Origin of the sequence: Rhizobium sp. RCC_161_2 (genome assembly GCF_041355235.1) — a bacterium.
Classification (GTDB): domain Bacteria; phylum Pseudomonadota; class Alphaproteobacteria; order Rhizobiales; family Rhizobiaceae; genus Rhizobium.
In genome coordinates this window covers 463,229-479,776 of the sequence record NZ_JBFUPL010000005.1, presented here as the reverse complement: position 1 = coordinate 479,776, position 16,548 = coordinate 463,229, and the positions used below count along the sequence as shown (strand labels likewise).

The 16,548-nt window shown below is 60.9% G+C and carries 18 protein-coding genes and 1 riboswitch; of the genes, 7 read left to right on the top strand and 11 right to left on the bottom strand.

Annotated features, from left to right (window positions below; genetic code table 11):
* Positions 1-259: 259 nt before the first annotated feature.
* Genes AB6803_RS16820 through AB6803_RS16805 form a run of 4 tightly spaced genes read right to left on the bottom strand, consistent with a single transcriptional unit; the run spans position 260 to position 4,003 of the window.
* The gene (locus tag AB6803_RS16820) at positions 260-1,315 is read right to left on the bottom strand and encodes an ABC transporter ATP-binding protein (protein WP_371109942.1); all 1,056 of its coding nucleotides are present in this window, start codon (positions 1,313-1,315) and stop codon (positions 260-262) included.
* A gap of 6 nt (positions 1,316-1,321) precedes the next feature.
* Complete coding sequence (locus tag AB6803_RS16815; protein WP_371109963.1) at positions 1,322-2,113, bottom strand: ABC transporter permease; 792 nt, start codon at positions 2,111-2,113, stop codon at positions 1,322-1,324.
* Complete coding sequence (locus AB6803_RS16810) at positions 2,113-2,937, bottom strand: ABC transporter permease (protein WP_371109941.1); 825 nt, start codon at positions 2,935-2,937, stop codon at positions 2,113-2,115. Before AB6803_RS16810 ends, AB6803_RS16815 begins: the two co-directional genes overlap by 1 nt.
* A gap of 25 nt (positions 2,938-2,962) precedes the next feature.
* Positions 2,963-4,003, bottom strand: coding sequence for a PotD/PotF family extracellular solute-binding protein (locus AB6803_RS16805; protein ID WP_371109940.1), 1,041 nt, complete (start codon positions 4,001-4,003; stop codon positions 2,963-2,965).
* 272 nt (positions 4,004-4,275) lie between these two features.
* On the opposite strand from AB6803_RS16805, the gene AB6803_RS16800 reads away from it, so the two are divergent.
* The 5 genes from AB6803_RS16800 to AB6803_RS16780 all read left to right on the top strand — a co-directional run bounded on the left by AB6803_RS16800 (position 4,276) and on the right by AB6803_RS16780 (position 9,608).
* Complete coding sequence (locus AB6803_RS16800) at positions 4,276-6,153, top strand: adenine deaminase (protein ID WP_371109939.1); 1,878 nt, start codon at positions 4,276-4,278, stop codon at positions 6,151-6,153.
* Positions 6,154-6,400: 247 nt separating this feature from the next.
* On the top strand, positions 6,401-7,270 hold the full coding sequence (locus tag AB6803_RS16795) for a sugar phosphate isomerase/epimerase family protein (RefSeq protein ID WP_371109938.1): 870 nt from the start codon (positions 6,401-6,403) through the stop codon (positions 7,268-7,270).
* A 397-nt stretch (positions 7,271-7,667) separates the two neighbouring features.
* On the top strand, positions 7,668-8,447 hold the full coding sequence (locus tag AB6803_RS16790) for an EAL domain-containing protein (RefSeq protein ID WP_371109937.1): 780 nt from the start codon (positions 7,668-7,670) through the stop codon (positions 8,445-8,447).
* On the top strand, positions 8,444-9,040 hold the full coding sequence (locus AB6803_RS16785) for a helix-turn-helix domain-containing protein (RefSeq protein WP_371109936.1): 597 nt from the start codon (positions 8,444-8,446) through the stop codon (positions 9,038-9,040). Before AB6803_RS16790 ends, AB6803_RS16785 begins: the two co-directional genes overlap by 4 nt.
* 118 nt (positions 9,041-9,158) lie before the next feature.
* Positions 9,159-9,608, top strand: coding sequence for a MucR family transcriptional regulator (locus tag AB6803_RS16780; protein WP_371109935.1), 450 nt, complete (start codon positions 9,159-9,161; stop codon positions 9,606-9,608).
* Positions 9,609-9,888: 280 nt separating this feature from the next.
* Here AB6803_RS16780 and AB6803_RS16775 read toward each other — a convergent pair whose 3' ends face one another.
* Positions 9,889-11,496: an inorganic phosphate transporter gene (locus tag AB6803_RS16775; RefSeq protein WP_371109934.1), complete on the bottom strand. Its 1,608-nt coding sequence runs from the start codon at positions 11,494-11,496 to the stop codon at positions 9,889-9,891.
* Between the two features lie 278 nt (positions 11,497-11,774).
* Here AB6803_RS16775 and AB6803_RS16770 point away from each other — a divergent pair, with 278 nt between their 5' ends.
* Positions 11,775-12,101: a GCG_CRPN prefix-to-repeats domain-containing protein gene (locus AB6803_RS16770; RefSeq protein WP_371109933.1), complete on the top strand. Its 327-nt coding sequence runs from the start codon at positions 11,775-11,777 to the stop codon at positions 12,099-12,101.
* Between the two features lie 41 nt (positions 12,102-12,142).
* Here the strand turns inward: AB6803_RS16770 and AB6803_RS16765 are convergent, their stop codons facing one another.
* The 3 genes from AB6803_RS16765 to AB6803_RS16755 are packed head-to-tail and all read right to left on the bottom strand — an operon-like array spanning position 12,143 to position 13,772.
* Positions 12,143-12,808: a hypothetical protein gene (locus tag AB6803_RS16765; protein WP_371109932.1), complete on the bottom strand. Its 666-nt coding sequence runs from the start codon at positions 12,806-12,808 to the stop codon at positions 12,143-12,145.
* Position 12,809: 1 nt separating this feature from the next.
* Entirely contained in the window at positions 12,810-13,550 is a 741-nt protein-coding gene (locus AB6803_RS16760; RefSeq protein WP_371109931.1) for a CbtA family protein, read from the bottom strand.
* 12 nt (positions 13,551-13,562) lie between these two features.
* The gene (locus AB6803_RS16755; protein WP_007703100.1) at positions 13,563-13,772 is read right to left on the bottom strand and encodes a CbtB-domain containing protein; all 210 of its coding nucleotides are present in this window, start codon (positions 13,770-13,772) and stop codon (positions 13,563-13,565) included.
* A 57-nt stretch (positions 13,773-13,829) separates the two neighbouring features.
* A riboswitch (cobalamin riboswitch) is annotated at positions 13,830-13,902 on the bottom strand.
* Positions 13,903-14,011: 109 nt separating this feature from the next.
* Between AB6803_RS16755 and AB6803_RS16750 the strand changes: the two genes are divergently transcribed.
* Positions 14,012-14,578 carry a histidine phosphatase family protein gene (locus AB6803_RS16750; RefSeq protein WP_371109930.1) on the top strand — a complete coding sequence of 189 codons (567 nt, stop codon included), beginning with the start codon at positions 14,012-14,014 and terminating at the stop codon, positions 14,576-14,578.
* A gap of 82 nt (positions 14,579-14,660) precedes the next feature.
* Here AB6803_RS16750 and AB6803_RS16745 read toward each other — a convergent pair whose 3' ends face one another.
* From AB6803_RS16745 to cyoC, 3 genes are all read right to left on the bottom strand, one after another.
* Positions 14,661-15,422, bottom strand: coding sequence for an SURF1 family protein (locus tag AB6803_RS16745; RefSeq protein WP_371109929.1), 762 nt, complete (start codon positions 15,420-15,422; stop codon positions 14,661-14,663).
* Positions 15,423-15,514: 92 nt separating this feature from the next.
* Positions 15,515-15,919: a cytochrome o ubiquinol oxidase subunit IV gene (gene cyoD, locus AB6803_RS16740; RefSeq protein ID WP_371109928.1), complete on the bottom strand. Its 405-nt coding sequence runs from the start codon at positions 15,917-15,919 to the stop codon at positions 15,515-15,517.
* The gene (gene cyoC / locus AB6803_RS16735; protein ID WP_371109927.1) at positions 15,916-16,545 is read right to left on the bottom strand and encodes a cytochrome o ubiquinol oxidase subunit III; all 630 of its coding nucleotides are present in this window, start codon (positions 16,543-16,545) and stop codon (positions 15,916-15,918) included. The genes cyoD and cyoC overlap by 4 nt, the downstream gene beginning before the upstream one ends.
* Between the last annotated feature and the right edge of the window lie 3 nt (positions 16,546-16,548).

Genomic DNA, 16,548 nt, shown 5'->3' with positions numbered 1-16,548 from the left:
GCGGGGTGGAGCAGCCCGGTAGCTCGTCAGGCTCATAACCTGAAGGCCGCAGGTTCAAATCCTGCCCCCGCAACCAAACTTCAAACATCCCCAGCAATACATAAACACCCGCCCCGCCAGGCTCTTGACGTCTAATGCGGTCATGATCAGGAATGTTATCCCTGACGCGAAGACTTCATCCTCGCTGCCGATGCCAGCTCCTCCTGCCTCACGACCAGAACTTCAAAGCCGAAGGGCCTCAAATCCAGCCCGTCGTCTATCATTCCAGCGCCAGAACGCAGCATTGCTCCGGTATCGGAACGAGCACTGCCTCGCTTCCCACAGCCATCGGTTCCGTCAAAGCCCCGTTGGCGACGATATCGCCGGCTGACGTCGTGCATTGATATTGGTAGGCGCGGCCCAGATAGGTTCTTGTTCCCAGACCTGCGGGCAGGCCATCGCCCTCGCGGCGAACCGCAAGGCCGTCGGCGCGGCAGGCGAGGATGAAGTCGTCGGGGATCTCTCCGTAATCGTCCTGCGAGAGTGCGATTCTGGCGCCGCCCTTGGCTTCTGCGGTCACGGCTGCGCCGCTGCGTTCGACGGCCCGCATCGTTAACAGGTTCTCGAAGCCGACAAAGCGGGCGACGAAGGCATTGGCCGGCTTCTGATAGAGGACTTCCGGCGTATCGAGCTGCATGATGCGGCCGGCATTCATGATGGCGACGCGGTCCGAGATCGAGAAGGCTTCTTCCTGATCGTGGGTCACGTAGAGCGATGTCGTGCCGTTGGCGCGCTGCAGCTGGCGGATCTCGACGCGCATGTCGATCCGGAGCTTGGCGTCGAGATTGGAGAGCGGTTCGTCGAACATCAGGAGCGGCGGCTCGATGACGAGGGCGCGGGCCAGTGCCACGCGCTGCTTCTGGCCGCCGGACAGTGCAGACGGAAGCCGATCGCCAAAGCTGGAGAGCCCGACGCGTTCCAGCATTTCCCCCGCCTTCTTTGAACGCGCCGCAGCGGCAATGCCCCGCTGCTTCAAGCCGAAGGCAACGTTTTCGAGGACGGTCAGGTGCGGGAAGAGGGCGTAGTTCTGGAACACCAGGCCGATATTGCGGGCATGCGCCGGAAGCCGTGTCAGGTCTTGATCGCCAAGACGGATCGTGCCGCTTGTCGGCTGCAGGAAACCGGCGACGAGGCGCAGCGTCGTCGTCTTGCCGCAGCCGCTGGAGCCGAGTAGCGAAACGAGTTCGCCAGCAGCGATCGAAAGCGACAGGTCCTGCAGCACGGCGGTGTTGCCGTAATGGGCGGTGATGGTCTCAATAGAAAGCGATACGGTCACGAGCGGCTACTTTGTCAGGAAGGTGAGGCCCAGCGTCGCTTCGACGATCGCCATGACGCCGACGGTGACGAGCATGAGAAGCACGGACACCGAGGCGATCGTTGGATCGAAGAACTGTTCCATATGGGCAAGGATCTGGATGGGAAGCGTGGATATGCCCGGTCCGGTCAGGAAGACCGAGACGGAGACGTCATTGATCGACGTGATGAAGGCGAGGATGAAGGCGGCGATGACGCCGGCGCGGATATTCGGCAAGACGACCGTCATGAAGGTCTTCACAGGCGGGCAGCCGAGGCTGATCGCCGCTTCTTCGATGGAGAAATCGAAGCTGGCGAGGCTGGCGCTCACCACTCGCACGGAATAGGGCAGGACAAGCAGGGCGTGCCCGATCAACAGGCTTGCGAAAATCGGCAGATCAAGACCGATGGTGATCGACTTCATCAGCGAGAAACCGAAGACGATTTCCGGCACCAGGATCGGCAGGATGAAGAGCGTCGAAAGCCAGCTTGGCAGCTCCAGCCGGTAGCGGCTGATGGCATAGGCGGCGGGAATACCCATCATCAGCGAGAGACCTGTGCCCAGAAAGGCCAGTTCGAAACTGGTGATGGCCGTCGTGAGGAATGCCTCAATCTCGAAGATGTTCCAGAACCAGCGCAGCGTCAGACCCTGCGGCGGGAAAGTCAGATAGCTGGTGTCGCTGAAGGCCGAGCCGATGATGATGACGAGCGGCGCCAATAGGAAGAAGAACACGCAGACGGTAAAGGCGATCAGCAGAGGGTGGACGCGCTGTATCATGATCACACCGCCATCGGGTTGAGGCGGCGGGCGATGCGGCTCATGATCAGGACGATACCAATCGTGACAACGACCATGATTGCGGCGATGGTCGAGGCGCCGACCCAGTCGAAGGTCACCATGGCGCGCTGGTAGAGGAATGTGCCCATCGTCATTTGCTTTTCGCCGCCGAGAAGCTGCGGGGTGGCGTAGGAGGTGAAGCTGCCGGTGAAGACCAGCACGGCACCGACGATAAGGCCGGGGGTGGCAAGCGGCAGGATGACCTGGCGGAAGGTCGCGGCTGGCGTCGCGCCGAGCGAAGTGGCAGCCTGGATCAGGTCCTGCGGAATGCCTTCGAGAACGCCGACGAGGGTGAGGATCATCAGCGGCACGAAGAGATAGACCATGGCGACGATGACCGAACCCTCTGTATAAAGCATCGAAAGCGGCTCACTGATGACGCTGACCGACAGCAGCATCGTGTTGAGGATGCCGTTCTTGCCGAGAATGATCAGCCAGGCGAAGGAGCGCACGACCACGCCGGTCAGGAGCGGAAAGACGGCGGCGATGATCATCATGCTCTTTGCCCGGCCCGGCATCTGGGCGATGACATAGGCGGCGATGAAGCCGACGAACAGGGAGATTACCGTGGTGATGAGAGCGATCTCGATCGTTCGATAGAGCACGGTGCGGCGAAAGCCGCTATTGAAGAAGGCGACATAGGGCGAGAATAGCCCCTTCGGCTCCATGAAGGTCGCGGCGATCGTGATGACCACCGGGACGACCAGGAAGAGCACGACGGCGACCATCGCCGGCGCCGTCAAACCCCATTTTGCAAGATGCTTCATCCGTTAAATTCCGCTGGGCAGGCCATTACATGCCGAAGATTTCATTCCAGCGATCGATCCAGTCCGACTGGGCGGCGTTCAGCTTGGCATAGTCGATGCGGCCGAGCTTGGCGATCATGTCGGCGCCATAGGTCCAGAGTTTCGCCTGATCCGGCGTCAGCACGACCTTGGTGGAGACCGGCGCATCGACACCCTGCTCGGCTTCCGCCTGCTGGACATCCTTCGACAGAATGAAGTTGATGAATTGATGCGCCAGCTCAACATTCTCCGAACCCTTCGGAATATTGACGGTGTTAAGCGTCGCCATGTCGCCTTCCTTGAGGCTGGCCCAGGTCATTGTCGGAACGGCGGCCTGCATCGAGGCCAGCGTGAAGTCCTGCGCCAGCGCCACCTTGGCCTCGCCGGTGGAGATCAGGTTCACCAGCTCGGAGCCGGTATTGTAGTTCTTGACGACGTTCGGCTTCAGCGCGGCGATTGCCTCGAAGGCCTTGTCGGTATCCTCATAGGCATCGGCGCCGGCGTGCTTGCCGGCTTCCAGAACCGTCAGCGGGCCGGCAGTCGTGGTGATCCCCGGCAGCGTCACGGCGGATTTCAGATCGTCGCGCCAGAGATCGCTCCAGGAGGTGATTGGCGGGTTGACCTTCGCCTTGTCGTAGACGATGCCGACGCGGCCGATTGTATAGGCCGGGCCGTAATTGCCCTGTGGCGCCTTGGCCAGATCGTAGAGGTCGGCGATGTTCGGAAGCTTGGCGCGGTCGACTTCCTGAAAGAGCCCCTGCTGGATGCCGATCTGCGAATAGCTGTCGGTCAAATAAATCACGTCGACGCCCTTCCCGCCTCGAAGCTTCAGCTTGTTGAGGCGATCGGCATTGTTGCCGGTTTCGAAGACGACATCGCAGCCACAGATCTTCTTGAAAGGCTCGATGATGTTGGCCTTCATCTTCTCGCCATTATAACCCCACCAGGAAATGGTCAGCGTCGTCGCCTGGGCGTAAGCCGGCAGCGCGACGGTCGTCGCCGCGATGAGGGCAAGGCCCGCGACGCGGGGCAGGGTGAGGCCTTTCATGGTCGAAATCCTTATCGTCAGTGAAATCGGGTGGGGTGTCTGGCTGGCGGAATACTATTTTTCGAGCATAGGCTTTACAAGCCTAACAATTGAGCAAAACGACGTTTTCTGTAAATCTTCGTCGCGCGCGGGATGAGCGGCGAGATCTCACCTATGCCCGTTTGCAAATCGCTGAGATGATTCAGCTTTTGCGCAATTTTGGCCATGCGCTTTACACATTCTGTCGTCGGTTCTACGGTCGCGCCACCGAATTTCTCGCAGGCATTCTTCCGATGGCATCCTTGCCCACAAATCTTCCCGACGATCTGCTTATCAACGCGGCCGACGAGGTGCTGATCCGACAGGATCTGACACTCACCGCGCTTGGTCGGCGTCCTGCTGACAGGTTGCTAAGGGTCGGCCGGCTTCTGGATGTCCATAGCCGCACCTGGCTTGAGGACCAGGAGATCGTGATCAAGGGACGGCGGATCGCCTATGTCGGCCCTGCCGGCAGCTACACGGGAGAGGTTGGCGAGCGTGTGTGGGAACCAAATCTCGCTGCCGTTCCCGGCTTCGGCGAGGCGCACAAGCATATTGAGAGCTCGCATCTGACCCCGGAATGGGAGGCGGCGCTGGTCATGCCGCATGGCGTCACCTGGACCTGCGAGGCAAGCCACGAGTTTTCCAACGTCAATGGTCCGCGCAATCTGGAATTCTGGCTGGAGGCGCGCCGGCGCGGATCGCCGATGAAGATCTTTCCGCTGCCCGGCTCCGCCGTGCCGCCGACCGCCTATGAATGGGGCGGGGGTCATTTCGGCTATGACGAGCAGAAGGCGTTTCTTTCCGAGAGCCTGATGGTTGCCGGTCTAGACGAGGTGATGGACTGGCCCTCGGTCAGCAATCCGGAGAATCCGGCTTACGATCGTCTCTGGGGCATGATCCGCGCTACTTTCGAGCAGCGCGGCGTTGTCGAAGGCCATGGTGCCGGACTGCGCGATCTCGCCTCGATCAATGCCTTTGCAGCTGCGGGCCTCGCTTCGGATCATGAAGGCTGGTTCCTGGAGGAGATTTGGGAGAAGCTGACCCACGGCCTTTTCATCGAGCTCCGGCCGCATTCGCTGCCCGAGGTGATCAAGGGGTTGATCAAGAAGGGCCTTTCCGACTGGTCGCAAATCGCCTTCGTAACGGATGACCGCAGCGCCTCGGATACGCTGAAGATGGGGGCGACGGATTACAATGTCCGGCTTGCCGTCGAAAACGGGCTGGCGCCGGAAATCGCCATTCAATGCGTGACGATCAACCCGGCGCGGCACATGCGGCTGACGCCCTGGGTCGGCTCGATCGCGCCCGGCCGTTTCGCCGATATCGTGCTTCTGGATGATGTCGAGACACTGTCAATCGCCAAGGTCTGGGCGGATGGCCGCCCGGCTTCGGAGGGTAAGAGCTTTGTCGGCGTCCGCCCCGAAATCGACTGGCCGGATTGGGCGACGAAGACGGTGAAGATCAACAGGACCGTTGCCCCGGAAGATTTCCGGATCGCGGCTCCTTCGAATGCGCCGACGGCAAAGGCAGCACTCTTGCGTCCCTTCCATTGGGCCGATGATTTCATCACCATGGACTTGCCGGTTGCGGATGGCGCGGTCCAACGGGACCATGACCGCAACGTCACCAAATTTGCGATCGTCGATCGCTTCTCCGGCGAGGCCAAGGTCGCCCGGATGTTCTGGCTCGGCACCGGGCCGCGCACGCCCGATACGGCGCTCGGCGCTACGCTCGGACATGACAAGCATAATATCTGGGTCGTCGGTTCCTCCGACGCGGCAATGGCGATGGTCGCCAATGCGCTCGCCGAACAGCAGGGCGGCTGGGTGCTGGTCTCCGGCGGCAAGGTCGTCGCCCGCGTTCACTATGAGGTCGGCGGCTTGATGACGGCGCGCTCGGCGCAAGAACTGGATGCGGAAATGCAGGCGCTTCATAAGGCTGGCGCCGAAATCGACTGGATGTACGAGCCCACCTTCTCGCCGCGCTGGTGGCCGGGCTTCCCGGAACGCCTCTCCTTCGCGACACTCACCTGCGCGCCCTGGCGCTGGGTTCTGGTCGCACCCTCCGAAAGGGCGCCCGAGGGCTTCGTCAATGTCGCGACCGGCGAGACGCATCCTATCGTCTGGTGATGGATATCCACTCTTTTGCAATGGAATATCCTGTGCGAAGGATTGAGTTCGGAGGCGAGCTTCAGGCCCGTTTCCGCTGTCGTTGCCGCTGATGGCTTGACGCTCGGGGACTATCCCGCAATTATCCATTTGGTTACTAACGCCGCGCCCTGAGTCGACATGTCGACCCGGAAACGCGCCTGTCGATGCACGCTCCGCCCGGTACGTGCTTATGTTCATATCGAGGAACCAAGCGGAGGAGGCTTTGGTGACCGTTGACGACACCAAAACCCCGCGAATGACGCTAGCATTCTCCACATTGGGATGCGCGGAGTTGGAACTGGATGAGGTGCTTGCCCTGGCGGCACGCCATGGCCTCGATGCGATCGAAATCCGTGCGCTTGGCGGCACGATCGATCTGTCGGCCTATTTCACCGAACGGTTCGGTACGCCGGCGGGCCTGGCCCGGGCTCTCGATCGTTCCCCCGTTGGCGTCTGCGCACTCAACACATCGCTGCGTCTTGTCGGCGCCACGCCGGAGGCGAAGGAGGCGTTCCTGCGCTATCTTCCCTGGGCGGAAGCGGCGGGCATCAAGTCGCTGCGCGTTTTCGATGGCGGAACCACCGGCGACGCAGGCGAGCTTGCCGAGGCTTTATCGACGCTGGACTGGTGGCGCGAGACGGCCCGCCGTGAGGGCTTTGCGGCCGATATGGTGGTCGAGACGCATGATGTCCTGGTGTGGCCAGAGACTATTGGCCGTTTTCTGGAGGCGGCACCCGATTGCGCCCTGATCTGGGATACCCATCACACATGGCGCAAGGGCGGGCAGGATCCGGTGGAGACCTGGAAGCAGGTGCGCCACAACACGCGCCACCTCCACGTCAAGGACAGCGTCTCGCAACCGAGCGAGAAGCTCCTCTATAGCTATGCGCTTCCGGGCACTGGCGAGTTTCCAATGGCGTCGCTGCTCTCCGTGCTCGCCGCCGATCACTATGACGGCGTCATGAGCCTGGAATGGGAGCGCCTGTGGCATACGCAGCTTCCACCGCTGGATCTGGCGCTTCAGGAGGCGCGGAAGAGAGGCTGGTGGCCACGGTCCAACCCGGACCACAGGCTTTCAAGTGGTTCTGCGCGGTAAGTTCCCGCGTCACCGCGTCTTGCTTGTCCTGCGGCCAGACCATGCGCCTGAAGCGCGAAAGGCGTTACGACGGCCAATTTCTCGGCAATTGAATCAATAACAAGGAAAACTCGCTATAATTGAATGTTTGCAAGAGTTGCTTTATTAGTGTATTAGCATAAAGTAACGCTAAATATTAAAGACGTTATCCGTCTTGGGTTGATTGTCGTTTTCAGTGCAGTATTTCCGGCTCGTTGCAGGGGAACCCCATGGGGGTTAAAGGGTGTCTGGGAGATGAAAAAGACGGATATTGGGCGCCACGAATCCAATGCTCCGCAAGCGCTTGCGTCGTTTCCAGGCGCGGGGTTTTCCTATCGAATTTCTGTGCTTTGCCGATTCTTCAGCCATCGGAGGCTTGATGTCCGCTAGGAGAAAGCAGGCTGAGGGCGACAACAACGCCATGATTTTAAAGGCGATTTCCGATGGCGGCCTGAGCTTTGCCGTGCAGAATATCCATAAGATCGAGAATATCGAGGAAATCCTCTACGCCGAGAGCCTAGCGCGCGTGACTGATGCCGAGGGCGTCGTTCACACGGCGGGCAGCTTCATGCCGCAATTGGACGACGGGTTCGATCTCGACCAGAGGATCCTGGACATGGTTCTATCCGCTCTTGCGGCGGATACGACGCTCATACTTGGCTGCAACCTGACCGCGGCCAATCTCTCCGCCTCCGATCGATTCGCCGATATCTTCGGCCGAATCACCCATAATCCCGAGCTTACATCGCGGCTCGTCGTCGAAATTACTGAAACGCATCCGCTCGTCGGCGCCGCCATCGAACGGTTGAAGATGATCCGCGCGCTCGGTTGCCGCATCGCGATCGATGATTTCGGCGTCGGCTTCGCGACGCCGGCAAACCTGCTGCAGGTCTCGGCTGATATCGTCAAGATCGATGCGTCCTTCGTTCGCGACAACAGGCCAGGTCGCGATGGACGAGACAGCCTGTATCATATGGTCGGTTTTGCTTCCTGCATCGCACCGGTGGTGGTGGTTGAGGGCATCGAGACGGAGGCGCAGTTCGAGACGGCGCGCGCCGCAGGGGCGACACATGCGCAGGGCTTCCTGCTGTCACAGCCGGCCTGGTTGCCACGGCTTCGGCAGGAGAAGAGCAAATTTAGCTTGCGAGGGGTGGAATGATGAAGCGGCCTTCCTTCGCCCGGGATTATGGTTTTTCCACCACGATGATGGCGCATGATGTCCCGGCGCGGGCGCGGCTCGACGTATTGTTCGAGGAATTGCGGGAACTGTTCTCCGGTGTCGGCAACACCTTGCCGGTTGCGCTGGTGAGCGGCGATGACCCGCATATCGCTATTCGCGCTGGATCGGGCAATATCTCCGCACGGGTGACGATCGACGCCGAAAACGGTCTTTACGTTTTTTGCGAGCTTGACCGCGCCGCCGGCATCGTTCTGGCAACAGCAAGCGAGGAGCGGCTGATCGATGAGATCGTCGCGCACCTCTCGGCCGGCGACGACGACCTTGTGCCGCGCACGATCGACAGCGCCGTCGGCATTCTCGTCGGCCAGACCATGGAGGATGTCGAGCGCAAGCTCATCCTTCAGACGCTACGCCATTGCAGCGGTAACCTCACCCACGCCGCCTTCATGCTCGGCATCTCCCTCACGACGCTCTGCCAAAAGCTGGCCATCTATTTTCCGGATACAGCCAAGGACGTTCCCCAGGGCGCAACCGGTATTGCGCGCAAGGCGGAAGAAGGGGACCGGCGATGAGCTTGGGCATTCTCAATATCAAGAACGATCGCAGCACGCAGACGAAAGTATTGGTGATGACATGACGCAATCACACGAGGCGAAGCACGCCGGACCAAACGAGATTCGGGAAACGATCATGGACGCTTTCAGCAGCAAAAGAGACCTTGCCCAACTTCAAGCGGATAGCCTGTCCGATGGCTGTGTCAGGATTGTTTCGGCCTATGTCAGCCACAACACCGTCCCTATCGGCAGTCTTTCCAAGCTGATCACGGATGTGCACGAGGCGCTGCAGGCCTTGGATGGGGCGACACCTTTGGTCGAGAGGAGCAAACCGGTGCCGGCCGTCGATCTCAAGAAATCCGTGACCAACGACTACATCATCTGCCTTGAGGACGGCAAACGCTTCAAGACGCTGAAGCGCCACTTACGCGTCCACTATGGCATGACGCCCGAGGAGTATCGTCAGAAATGGGGCCTTGCCCCGACCTATCCGATGGTGGCGCAGAATTATGCCAATCGTCGGTCGGAGCTGGCCAAGCTCTCAGGTCTTGGCGCCAACGGCAACAGGAAGGAAGCTGTCCGTTAGCGCAATTCCGGGAAAAGTGTGCCGCGGTTTTCCGTCCGGAATTGCGTTAAAATAACCGGATAGAGGGGTGAAGCGGTTCCGTGAAGCGCTGAACCGCTCTGCTGCGGGCTTTCGAAAGTCCAAACTGATTTTCGAAATGGATTGCGTGCTTTCCGTCGCATGTGACGCGGCGGCGGTCTCGATGCTGGTGGAAAGCAGTAAGGACAATGGCGCCCTGCGAGGGGCGCCATTGTCTTTTTTGCGTTGTTTCGCTGTTCAGATGCCGCCGAGGAGCGGTCGATCAGAAGACCTGACGGAGCACGATGAAGAGCGTGAAGGCAATCGCAATCGAGGCTGGCAGTGTCAGGATCCAGGCCATCAGCATGTTGCGGACGGTCGACCATTGCAGTCCGGAACCGTTGGCGGCCATGGTACCGGCGACGCCCGAGGACAGGACATGGGTGGTGGATACCGGCAGACCGAGATGATCGGCGGCACCGATCGTCAGCATGGCGACGACTTCCGCGGCGGCACCTTGACCATAAGTCAAATGGGTCTTGCCGATCTTTTCGCCAACGGTGACGACGATGCGCTTCCAGCCGACCATGGTGCCGAGGCCGAGCGCCAGCGCCACGGCGACCTTCACCCAGAGCGGGATGAACTTGGTCGCGTGGTCGACGGCGGCGTGATAGCTGGTGACGGCCTTCAGATCGTCGGCGCTCATCGGCAGCAGCTTCTGCTTGTCGATCAGCTTCAGCGATTCGCCGATCAGATAGATGTCGTTACGGACGTTGCCGACCAGACCGTTCGGCAGCTTTTCGACGCTCGGATAGGCGGCGATCTCGGCGCTGGTGGCGTGAATATAGGCCTGCAACGCCGGCGTTGTCGCATCCGTCCAGGTCTTGCTCTTGACGGCATCGCTGACGGCAGCTTTCGGATCGGCAGGCGCAGCCACACCGGGCTTCACATATTTGCCGAGCACCGTCTCGACCTGTGCTGAAGCCGCCTTATAGGCCTCGAGATAGTTGATGTCGGGCGTCTTGTTGAGAGCGAAGGCGGTCGGGACGAGACCGATGAGGATGAGCATGATCAGGCCCATGCCCTTCTGGCCGTCATTCGAGCCATGGGCAAAGCTGACGCCGGTGCAGGTAAAGATCAGCAGACCGCGGATCCATGCCGGAGGCGGCGCATTGCCCTTCGGTGCTTCATAAAGCGCCTTGTTGCGGATCAGCACTTTGGAGACCAGCAACAGCAGAGCGGCTGCGCCGAAGCCGATGATCGGCGACAGCAGCAACGACATGCCGACACTGCTGGCCTGCGACCAGTCGACGCCGCTGGTGGCGGAGCCGGCGGGCGCCAGGAACTGGTTGGCAAGGCCGACGCCGATGATCGAGCCGACGAGCGTGTGCGAGCTTGATGCCGGCAGGCCGAGATACCAGGTGCCGAGGTTCCAGACGATTGCGGCGATCAGCAGCGCGAAGACCATGGCAAGACCGGAACCGGAGCCGACCTGTAGGATCAGTTCGACTGGCAAAAGCGCCAGAATGCCGAAGGCGACAGCACCGGAAGAGGTCAGCACGCCAAGGAAGTTGAAGAAGCCGGACCAGATGACCGCAAATTCAGCCGGCAGCGAGCGTGTATAGATCACCGTCGCGACCGCATTTGCCGTATCGTGGAAACCATTGACGAATTCGAAGCCGAGGGCGATCAGCAGCGCCAGGCCGAGCAGAATCCACGGAACAGTCGCGGCTTCGGCCAGATCATTGCCGAGGGCATAGCCGACATAGCCAAGGCCGCCGAGCACCACCAGACCGAAGAGCGGCAGAAACCATTTGGCGGAACCGCTCGCGCCGTGAATAGGATGATTGGCATTGCCACCCTCCGCATTGCTTGACGTGACGTCGACCATCTCAGACACTCCCTATGGCGAATAACATTTCCCCTTTAAGCGCGGTTGATGAAGCTCTCGTGACGCATTCTGACATATTCCCGCGCTGGCTGGCCGCATGACCCGCGCAACTCATCGAATGCGTGTTTCCCGCTAAGCGCTAATATATGTGGAAGTTGCCACAACCTTACGTTCAGCATCCTGATTTCGCCGCGAAAACGCCTTGTTCGGTTCAGCCGGCGTTCAGCTCCCTGGGCTTTAAATCAGCGTGTAAGGGACTTGGATAGGGGTCTATCAAGATGAGATTATCTGTATTTGCCATCGCTGCCGTGCTCGGTGGGCTGGCCGTATCTTCGGCAGAAGCAATGCCCGTTCCCGCCGTAGGGGGCATCCCCGCCGTTGCCGGGACAGTGGCCGAGGCGCCCGTCGTCAAGGTCGATTATGCCTGCGGCCGCGGCTGGCGCCTGACGCGTTGGGGCGAATGCCGACCGAGACGCTGGGGGCCGCCGCGCGGCTACGGCTACTACAGGCCGGCACCGCCGCCGCCGTGGGGCTACTATGGCCACCGCCCGCATCGTGATCGATGGGAACGCGACGGCTGGCGCGAGCGCCGCCGGGATTGGTAAAAAACCAGATACCCCGCCGTCAAGTCGCGGCGGGGTATCGTCTATTCTGTCGCAAGCGGTTTTGTCCGCAAGGCACGCGCGGCCGACCACATGCCGACCGCGACTGCCAGCAGCGCCAGCAGGATCGTCGTCAGGCTTTTGGCGTGCAAGACAATGTCCGAAAGCCTTGGGCGGATGAGATCGGCGGTATTGAAACTTTCGCCGCTGAACCGGCAAAGAATAAGCGACAGATTGTTCCTGATGAGCGTTGCGTCGATCTCCGAGACCAGATCACCGGCGGCAACCATTTCGTCCTTCATAGTTCGCATCCGTAGCAACACCGCCTTGGCGGCGGCGAGGTAGGCGTGCGAACATTCGTTGAAGGGGCTTTCCTCGTCGCTGATAGCTCCCGGCATCACGCCCCAGAGGCAATAGCTGTGCTGGATCTGCGCAAAATTCAGCACACGACGGAAGGCTTCGTCTGTATCCGTTGCCGTCACGGCAAGCGCGACGATGCGACCATAATAGGGATCGATCACCGCCATTTCGCCATGCGTCAGGCTTGGAATCGGAATGCCGGCATGGCTCCCGGACGACCCACCGCCATGGGCCGCAACCGATATCGGCAAGGCCAGCGCCATCAAGCAGATGAGCCAAAGCAGTGCGCCACCGCCCGTTAGGCGTTTCCCGCGCACAAAACCATGCGCGGGATGCGTTGAGCGTATCATCTCAGGCCCGGCGCAGAGCCGTGCGGCCGTAGCGAACCTGTGGCAGATCGCGCTCAGCCCATGCCCCAAAGGCAAGGCCGAGTGTCGCCCACAGGATGGCGTGCATCCCGAGCGACGCGATCCGGAACTGCCAGAGAACGATGGCCGAGAACTGCTCCGGCACCTCGTTGATCGGCGGCAGCAGATACTGGATCAGCGCGATGAAGACGAAATAGCCGATGCCGGCAAGGATCGCGCCGTTCCATAGGCCGTAACGCGCGACAAGCCGGCGGCCGAACCCCACCGCGACGATCATGCCGACGATGGAAGCGACGATCATGATGAAGAACAGTTCGGTCCTGGCGCCGATCGTATCGGGGTTGCCGACGGCCGGCGGATTGGCCGGATATTTAAGGTCGGGCACCAGCGAAATCGCCACGAACGCCGCGATGGCGAGCAATGCGGCCGTGCCGCGCGCGCCGAGCGGGCTGATACGGCCATAGACGAAGGCGAAGACCAGGGCAAAGAGGCCGCCGACCGCCGTTGCGTAGATCAGGCTGCCGGTGAGAAGACCGAGGCCCGCCTGCGTGGCGCGGCTGACGATTTCCGGCTCGGCTGCTTCGCCTGCGGCAAGCGCCGCCTTTTCCTCAAAGCCGATTGCCCAATCGACGAGCGGTTCGCCGAAGATGCGGGCGTAGATAAAAATTAGAATACCAGCGAGCGCTCCGACCAGCATGCCGCGGAGCAAAAGACGTCCAACCATGTTCCTGATCCCTTAGTGGCAGGGGAAACCGAGCAGATGACGGGCGTCATGCACGAATTCGTGCACATACATACCCGAGATCAGCGATGTCGCGCCTTCTTCGGCGCCGACGAAATAGATCGCCAACAGCATCAAAAGACCGGCGAAAATCGCCCAGGGCAGGATTTGGCCGAGTGGGATCGGCGTCGGGATCGCGGATGGTGCGAATGCGGTGTCAGACATTTCATTCCCTCTTCAGAAAAGCGCGTTCCATTTGCGGAAGGGTTTTTTACGGGAAGGGTCTGGCTCTCTAGGGGCGGTATCCGCCCGTCGATTACAGTGGCGCGACCGCGCCGGGATTTCACCGGCTTCCACACCCGTAAGTCTGAGTTTATATCTGGCTGCAAAGACGATTGTCAATCAACGCGCTCGCTGCCCGCCAGGGTGGTTGCGGCGTATCCGCTCCGAGGAAATCCTATATCATGAAAGCGCATCTCAGCTGGGTTTGCCACGGGCCGACCGAGGCCAACCGCAACAGCCGTTTTCCGGCCGACGAACCGCTGGAGGCCAAGGCCGCACAGCAGGCCCGTATCCTTGCCGAACAGCTCGGAACGATCGATCGGGCCTGGACCAGTCCGGCTCTCAGGGCACACCAGACTGCCGCCGCCTTGGGGCTTGACGGCGCGACCGAGCCCTCCTTCCGGGAATGTGACTACGGTCGCTGGCAGGGCAAGAGCATCGCCGACCTCAATCACAGCGACCCGGAAGCCTTGGCGCTCTGGATGCTGGACCTGGATGCGGCACCGCATGGCGGCGAATCTCTGTCCGCCGTCTTTGCGCGTGTCGGCGGCTGGATGAAGGACCATATCGGCGACAGCGGCCACACGGTTGTCGTCACGCACGCCACCGTCATTCGCGCCGCCATTCTGCACGCGCTGCAGGCACCATCATCGGCCTTCTGGTCGATCGATGTCGAGCCGCTCGGCATCGTGGAGATGACCAGCGACGGTCGTCGCTGGCAGCTTCGTTTCCCGAATGTCGCAAGATAGTAATTCCAGGAAAAGTGGGCCGGCGGCTTCCGTCCGGAATTGCTTGGAAATAATCAGTTAGAGCGCTGAAGCGCTCTAACGATCACCGGCTCGCTTTGGCCCGCTGCCGTTCGAAACGGATGAGATAGCCGGCAAGGCCCAATGTCATCAGGGCAAGTCCGTACCAGGTGATGGCATAGACCAAGTGGCTGTTATGGAAGGCGATCTGCGTCAGACCGCCGACCGGCAGGTCGCCGGGATTTTTCGTATCGTCCGCATCGATGAAATAGGGTGCGACGTTCTGTAGGCCGCGCACGTCAGCGATCGCCGTGACATCGCGCGAATACCAGCGCTCTTCCGCCGGCACGTTGGAGCGCAGCAGCGTGCCCTTCGGCTCGTTGATCCGCAGCAGGCCGGTAACGGTGGTCTCGCCGCCGAGCTCTCCGGCCGGCCGGGTGTCCGGATTGCGCTTGGCGGTCGGCACGAAGCCGCGATTGATGACGATGACGGTTCCATCCGTCTCCCGCATCGGCGTCAGCACCCAATAGCCGGGCCCGAGCACGGTCGAGGCATAGACCTGCGTTTCCTTGTCGTTGAGGAAGGTGCCGGTCGCCTGGACGCGCTTGTATTCATAGCTGGCGGCATCGATGGCGGACCATTCCGCCGGGCCGGGGGCGGTGACCGGCGGCGCATGCACGCGGGCATCGACGCGGGCGATCAGGTCGAGCTTCCAGGACAGCCGCTGCACCTGCCAGGTGCCGAGCCCGATGAGCAGGGCGGTCAACAGCAGCAGCACGATCACCCAGATGGCGAGCTTCAGCGTCGAGCGCGGTTTTTCGGAGGATGTCGGGAGGGTGTCGGTCATGGCGCTGGTCTCCATCGGAGGCGCGAAACCCGGCGCGGATCGCAAGCCGGGAAGGAGCGGCGGATGTCCCAAGGACGCCCGCCGCTTTGTCATTACGGCATGTTGCGCATCATCTCGGGCGACATGACCATCATGTTGGCATTGAGATGGTGCATGACCCAGAGCGAGCCTGAAAGCGCGATGATCACCAGAACGATGGTGAAGATCAGCGCCATCATGTTCCATCCGCCTTCGGAGCGGGTGTTCATGTGCAGGAAGTAGATCATGTGCACGATGATCTGGATCGCGCCGAGGATCATGATGATCGCTGCGGTGACGGCCGGATCCGAGAGAACCTTGCCCATGACCAGCCAGAAGGGAATGGCGGTCAGGATGACGGAGAGCACGAAGCCCGTCATGTAGCTCTTGAAGGTGCCGTGCGCGGCTTCGTGGCCACCATGATGGTCATGGCCGTGGGCGTCGCCGGAATGATGCGAATGATTGGCGTTCGAGCTCATCCGAGAACTCCCATGAGGTAGACGAAGGAAAACACGCCGATCCAGACGACGTCGAGGAAGTGCCAGAACATCGACAGGCACATCAGGCGACGCTTGTTCTCGGGGATCAGGCCGTGCTTGGTGGTCTGTACCATCAGCGTGATCAGCCAGACGATACCGACGGTGACGTGCAGGCCGTGGGTGCCGACCAGCGTGAAGAAGGCCGACAGGAAGGCGCTGCGCTGCGGGCCGGCGCCTTCGAGGATCAGGTGATAGAACTCGTAGAGTTCGAAATAGATGAAGGCGGCGCCGAACAGGCCGGTGATCGCCAGCCACATCAGCGTTCCCGACTTGTTGTCCTTCTCCATCGCCAGCATGGCGAAACCATAGGTGATGGAGGAGAGCAGCAGCATCGTCGTGTTGAGGGCGACGAGCGGCAGTTCGAACAGGTCGGCCGGCGACGGGCCGGCCGCATAGTTGTGGCCGAGCACGGCGTAGGTCGCGAAGAGGACTGCGAAGATCAGGCAGTCGCTCATGATGTAGATCCAGAAGCCCAGCATGGTGCTGCCTTCCGGATGATGTTCCTCCGTCAGATAGAAAGCGGGTGTTTCGCCGTCCATGGGAGCGTGTGCGGTTTGGGTCGTCATAGG

What these genes read in the sequence shown, in the direction of transcription:
- cyoD (WP_371109928.1), bottom strand. Translation starts at nt 15,919, where the DNA reads ATGAGCTCGAACGCCAATCATTCGCATCATTCCGGCGACGCCCACGGC.
- AB6803_RS16780 (WP_371109935.1), top strand. Translation starts at nt 9,159, where the DNA reads ATGGACGCTTTCAGCAGCAAAAGAGACCTTGCCCAACTTCAAGCGGAT.
- AB6803_RS16785 (WP_371109936.1), top strand. Translation starts at nt 8,444, where the DNA reads ATGATGAAGCGGCCTTCCTTCGCCCGGGATTATGGTTTTTCCACCACG.
- AB6803_RS16745 (WP_371109929.1), bottom strand. Translation starts at nt 15,422, where the DNA reads ATGACCGACACCCTCCCGACATCCTCCGAAAAACCGCGCTCGACGCTG.
- AB6803_RS16760 (WP_371109931.1), bottom strand. Translation starts at nt 13,550, where the DNA reads ATGGTTGGACGTCTTTTGCTCCGCGGCATGCTGGTCGGAGCGCTCGCT.
- AB6803_RS16755 (WP_007703100.1), bottom strand. Translation starts at nt 13,772, where the DNA reads ATGTCTGACACCGCATTCGCACCATCCGCGATCCCGACGCCGATCCCA.
- AB6803_RS16775 (WP_371109934.1), bottom strand. Translation starts at nt 11,496, where the DNA reads ATGGTCGACGTCACGTCAAGCAATGCGGAGGGTGGCAATGCCAATCAT.
- AB6803_RS16765 (WP_371109932.1), bottom strand. Translation starts at nt 12,808, where the DNA reads ATGATACGCTCAACGCATCCCGCGCATGGTTTTGTGCGCGGGAAACGC.
- AB6803_RS16770 (WP_371109933.1), top strand. Translation starts at nt 11,775, where the DNA reads ATGAGATTATCTGTATTTGCCATCGCTGCCGTGCTCGGTGGGCTGGCC.
- AB6803_RS16790 (WP_371109937.1), top strand. Translation starts at nt 7,668, where the DNA reads ATGTCCGCTAGGAGAAAGCAGGCTGAGGGCGACAACAACGCCATGATT.
- AB6803_RS16805 (WP_371109940.1), bottom strand. Translation starts at nt 4,003, where the DNA reads ATGAAAGGCCTCACCCTGCCCCGCGTCGCGGGCCTTGCCCTCATCGCG.
- cyoC (WP_371109927.1), bottom strand. Translation starts at nt 16,545, where the DNA reads ATGACGACCCAAACCGCACACGCTCCCATGGACGGCGAAACACCCGCT.
- AB6803_RS16750 (WP_371109930.1), top strand. Translation starts at nt 14,012, where the DNA reads ATGAAAGCGCATCTCAGCTGGGTTTGCCACGGGCCGACCGAGGCCAAC.
- AB6803_RS16810 (WP_371109941.1), bottom strand. Translation starts at nt 2,937, where the DNA reads ATGAAGCATCTTGCAAAATGGGGTTTGACGGCGCCGGCGATGGTCGCC.
- AB6803_RS16800 (WP_371109939.1), top strand. Translation starts at nt 4,276, where the DNA reads ATGGCATCCTTGCCCACAAATCTTCCCGACGATCTGCTTATCAACGCG.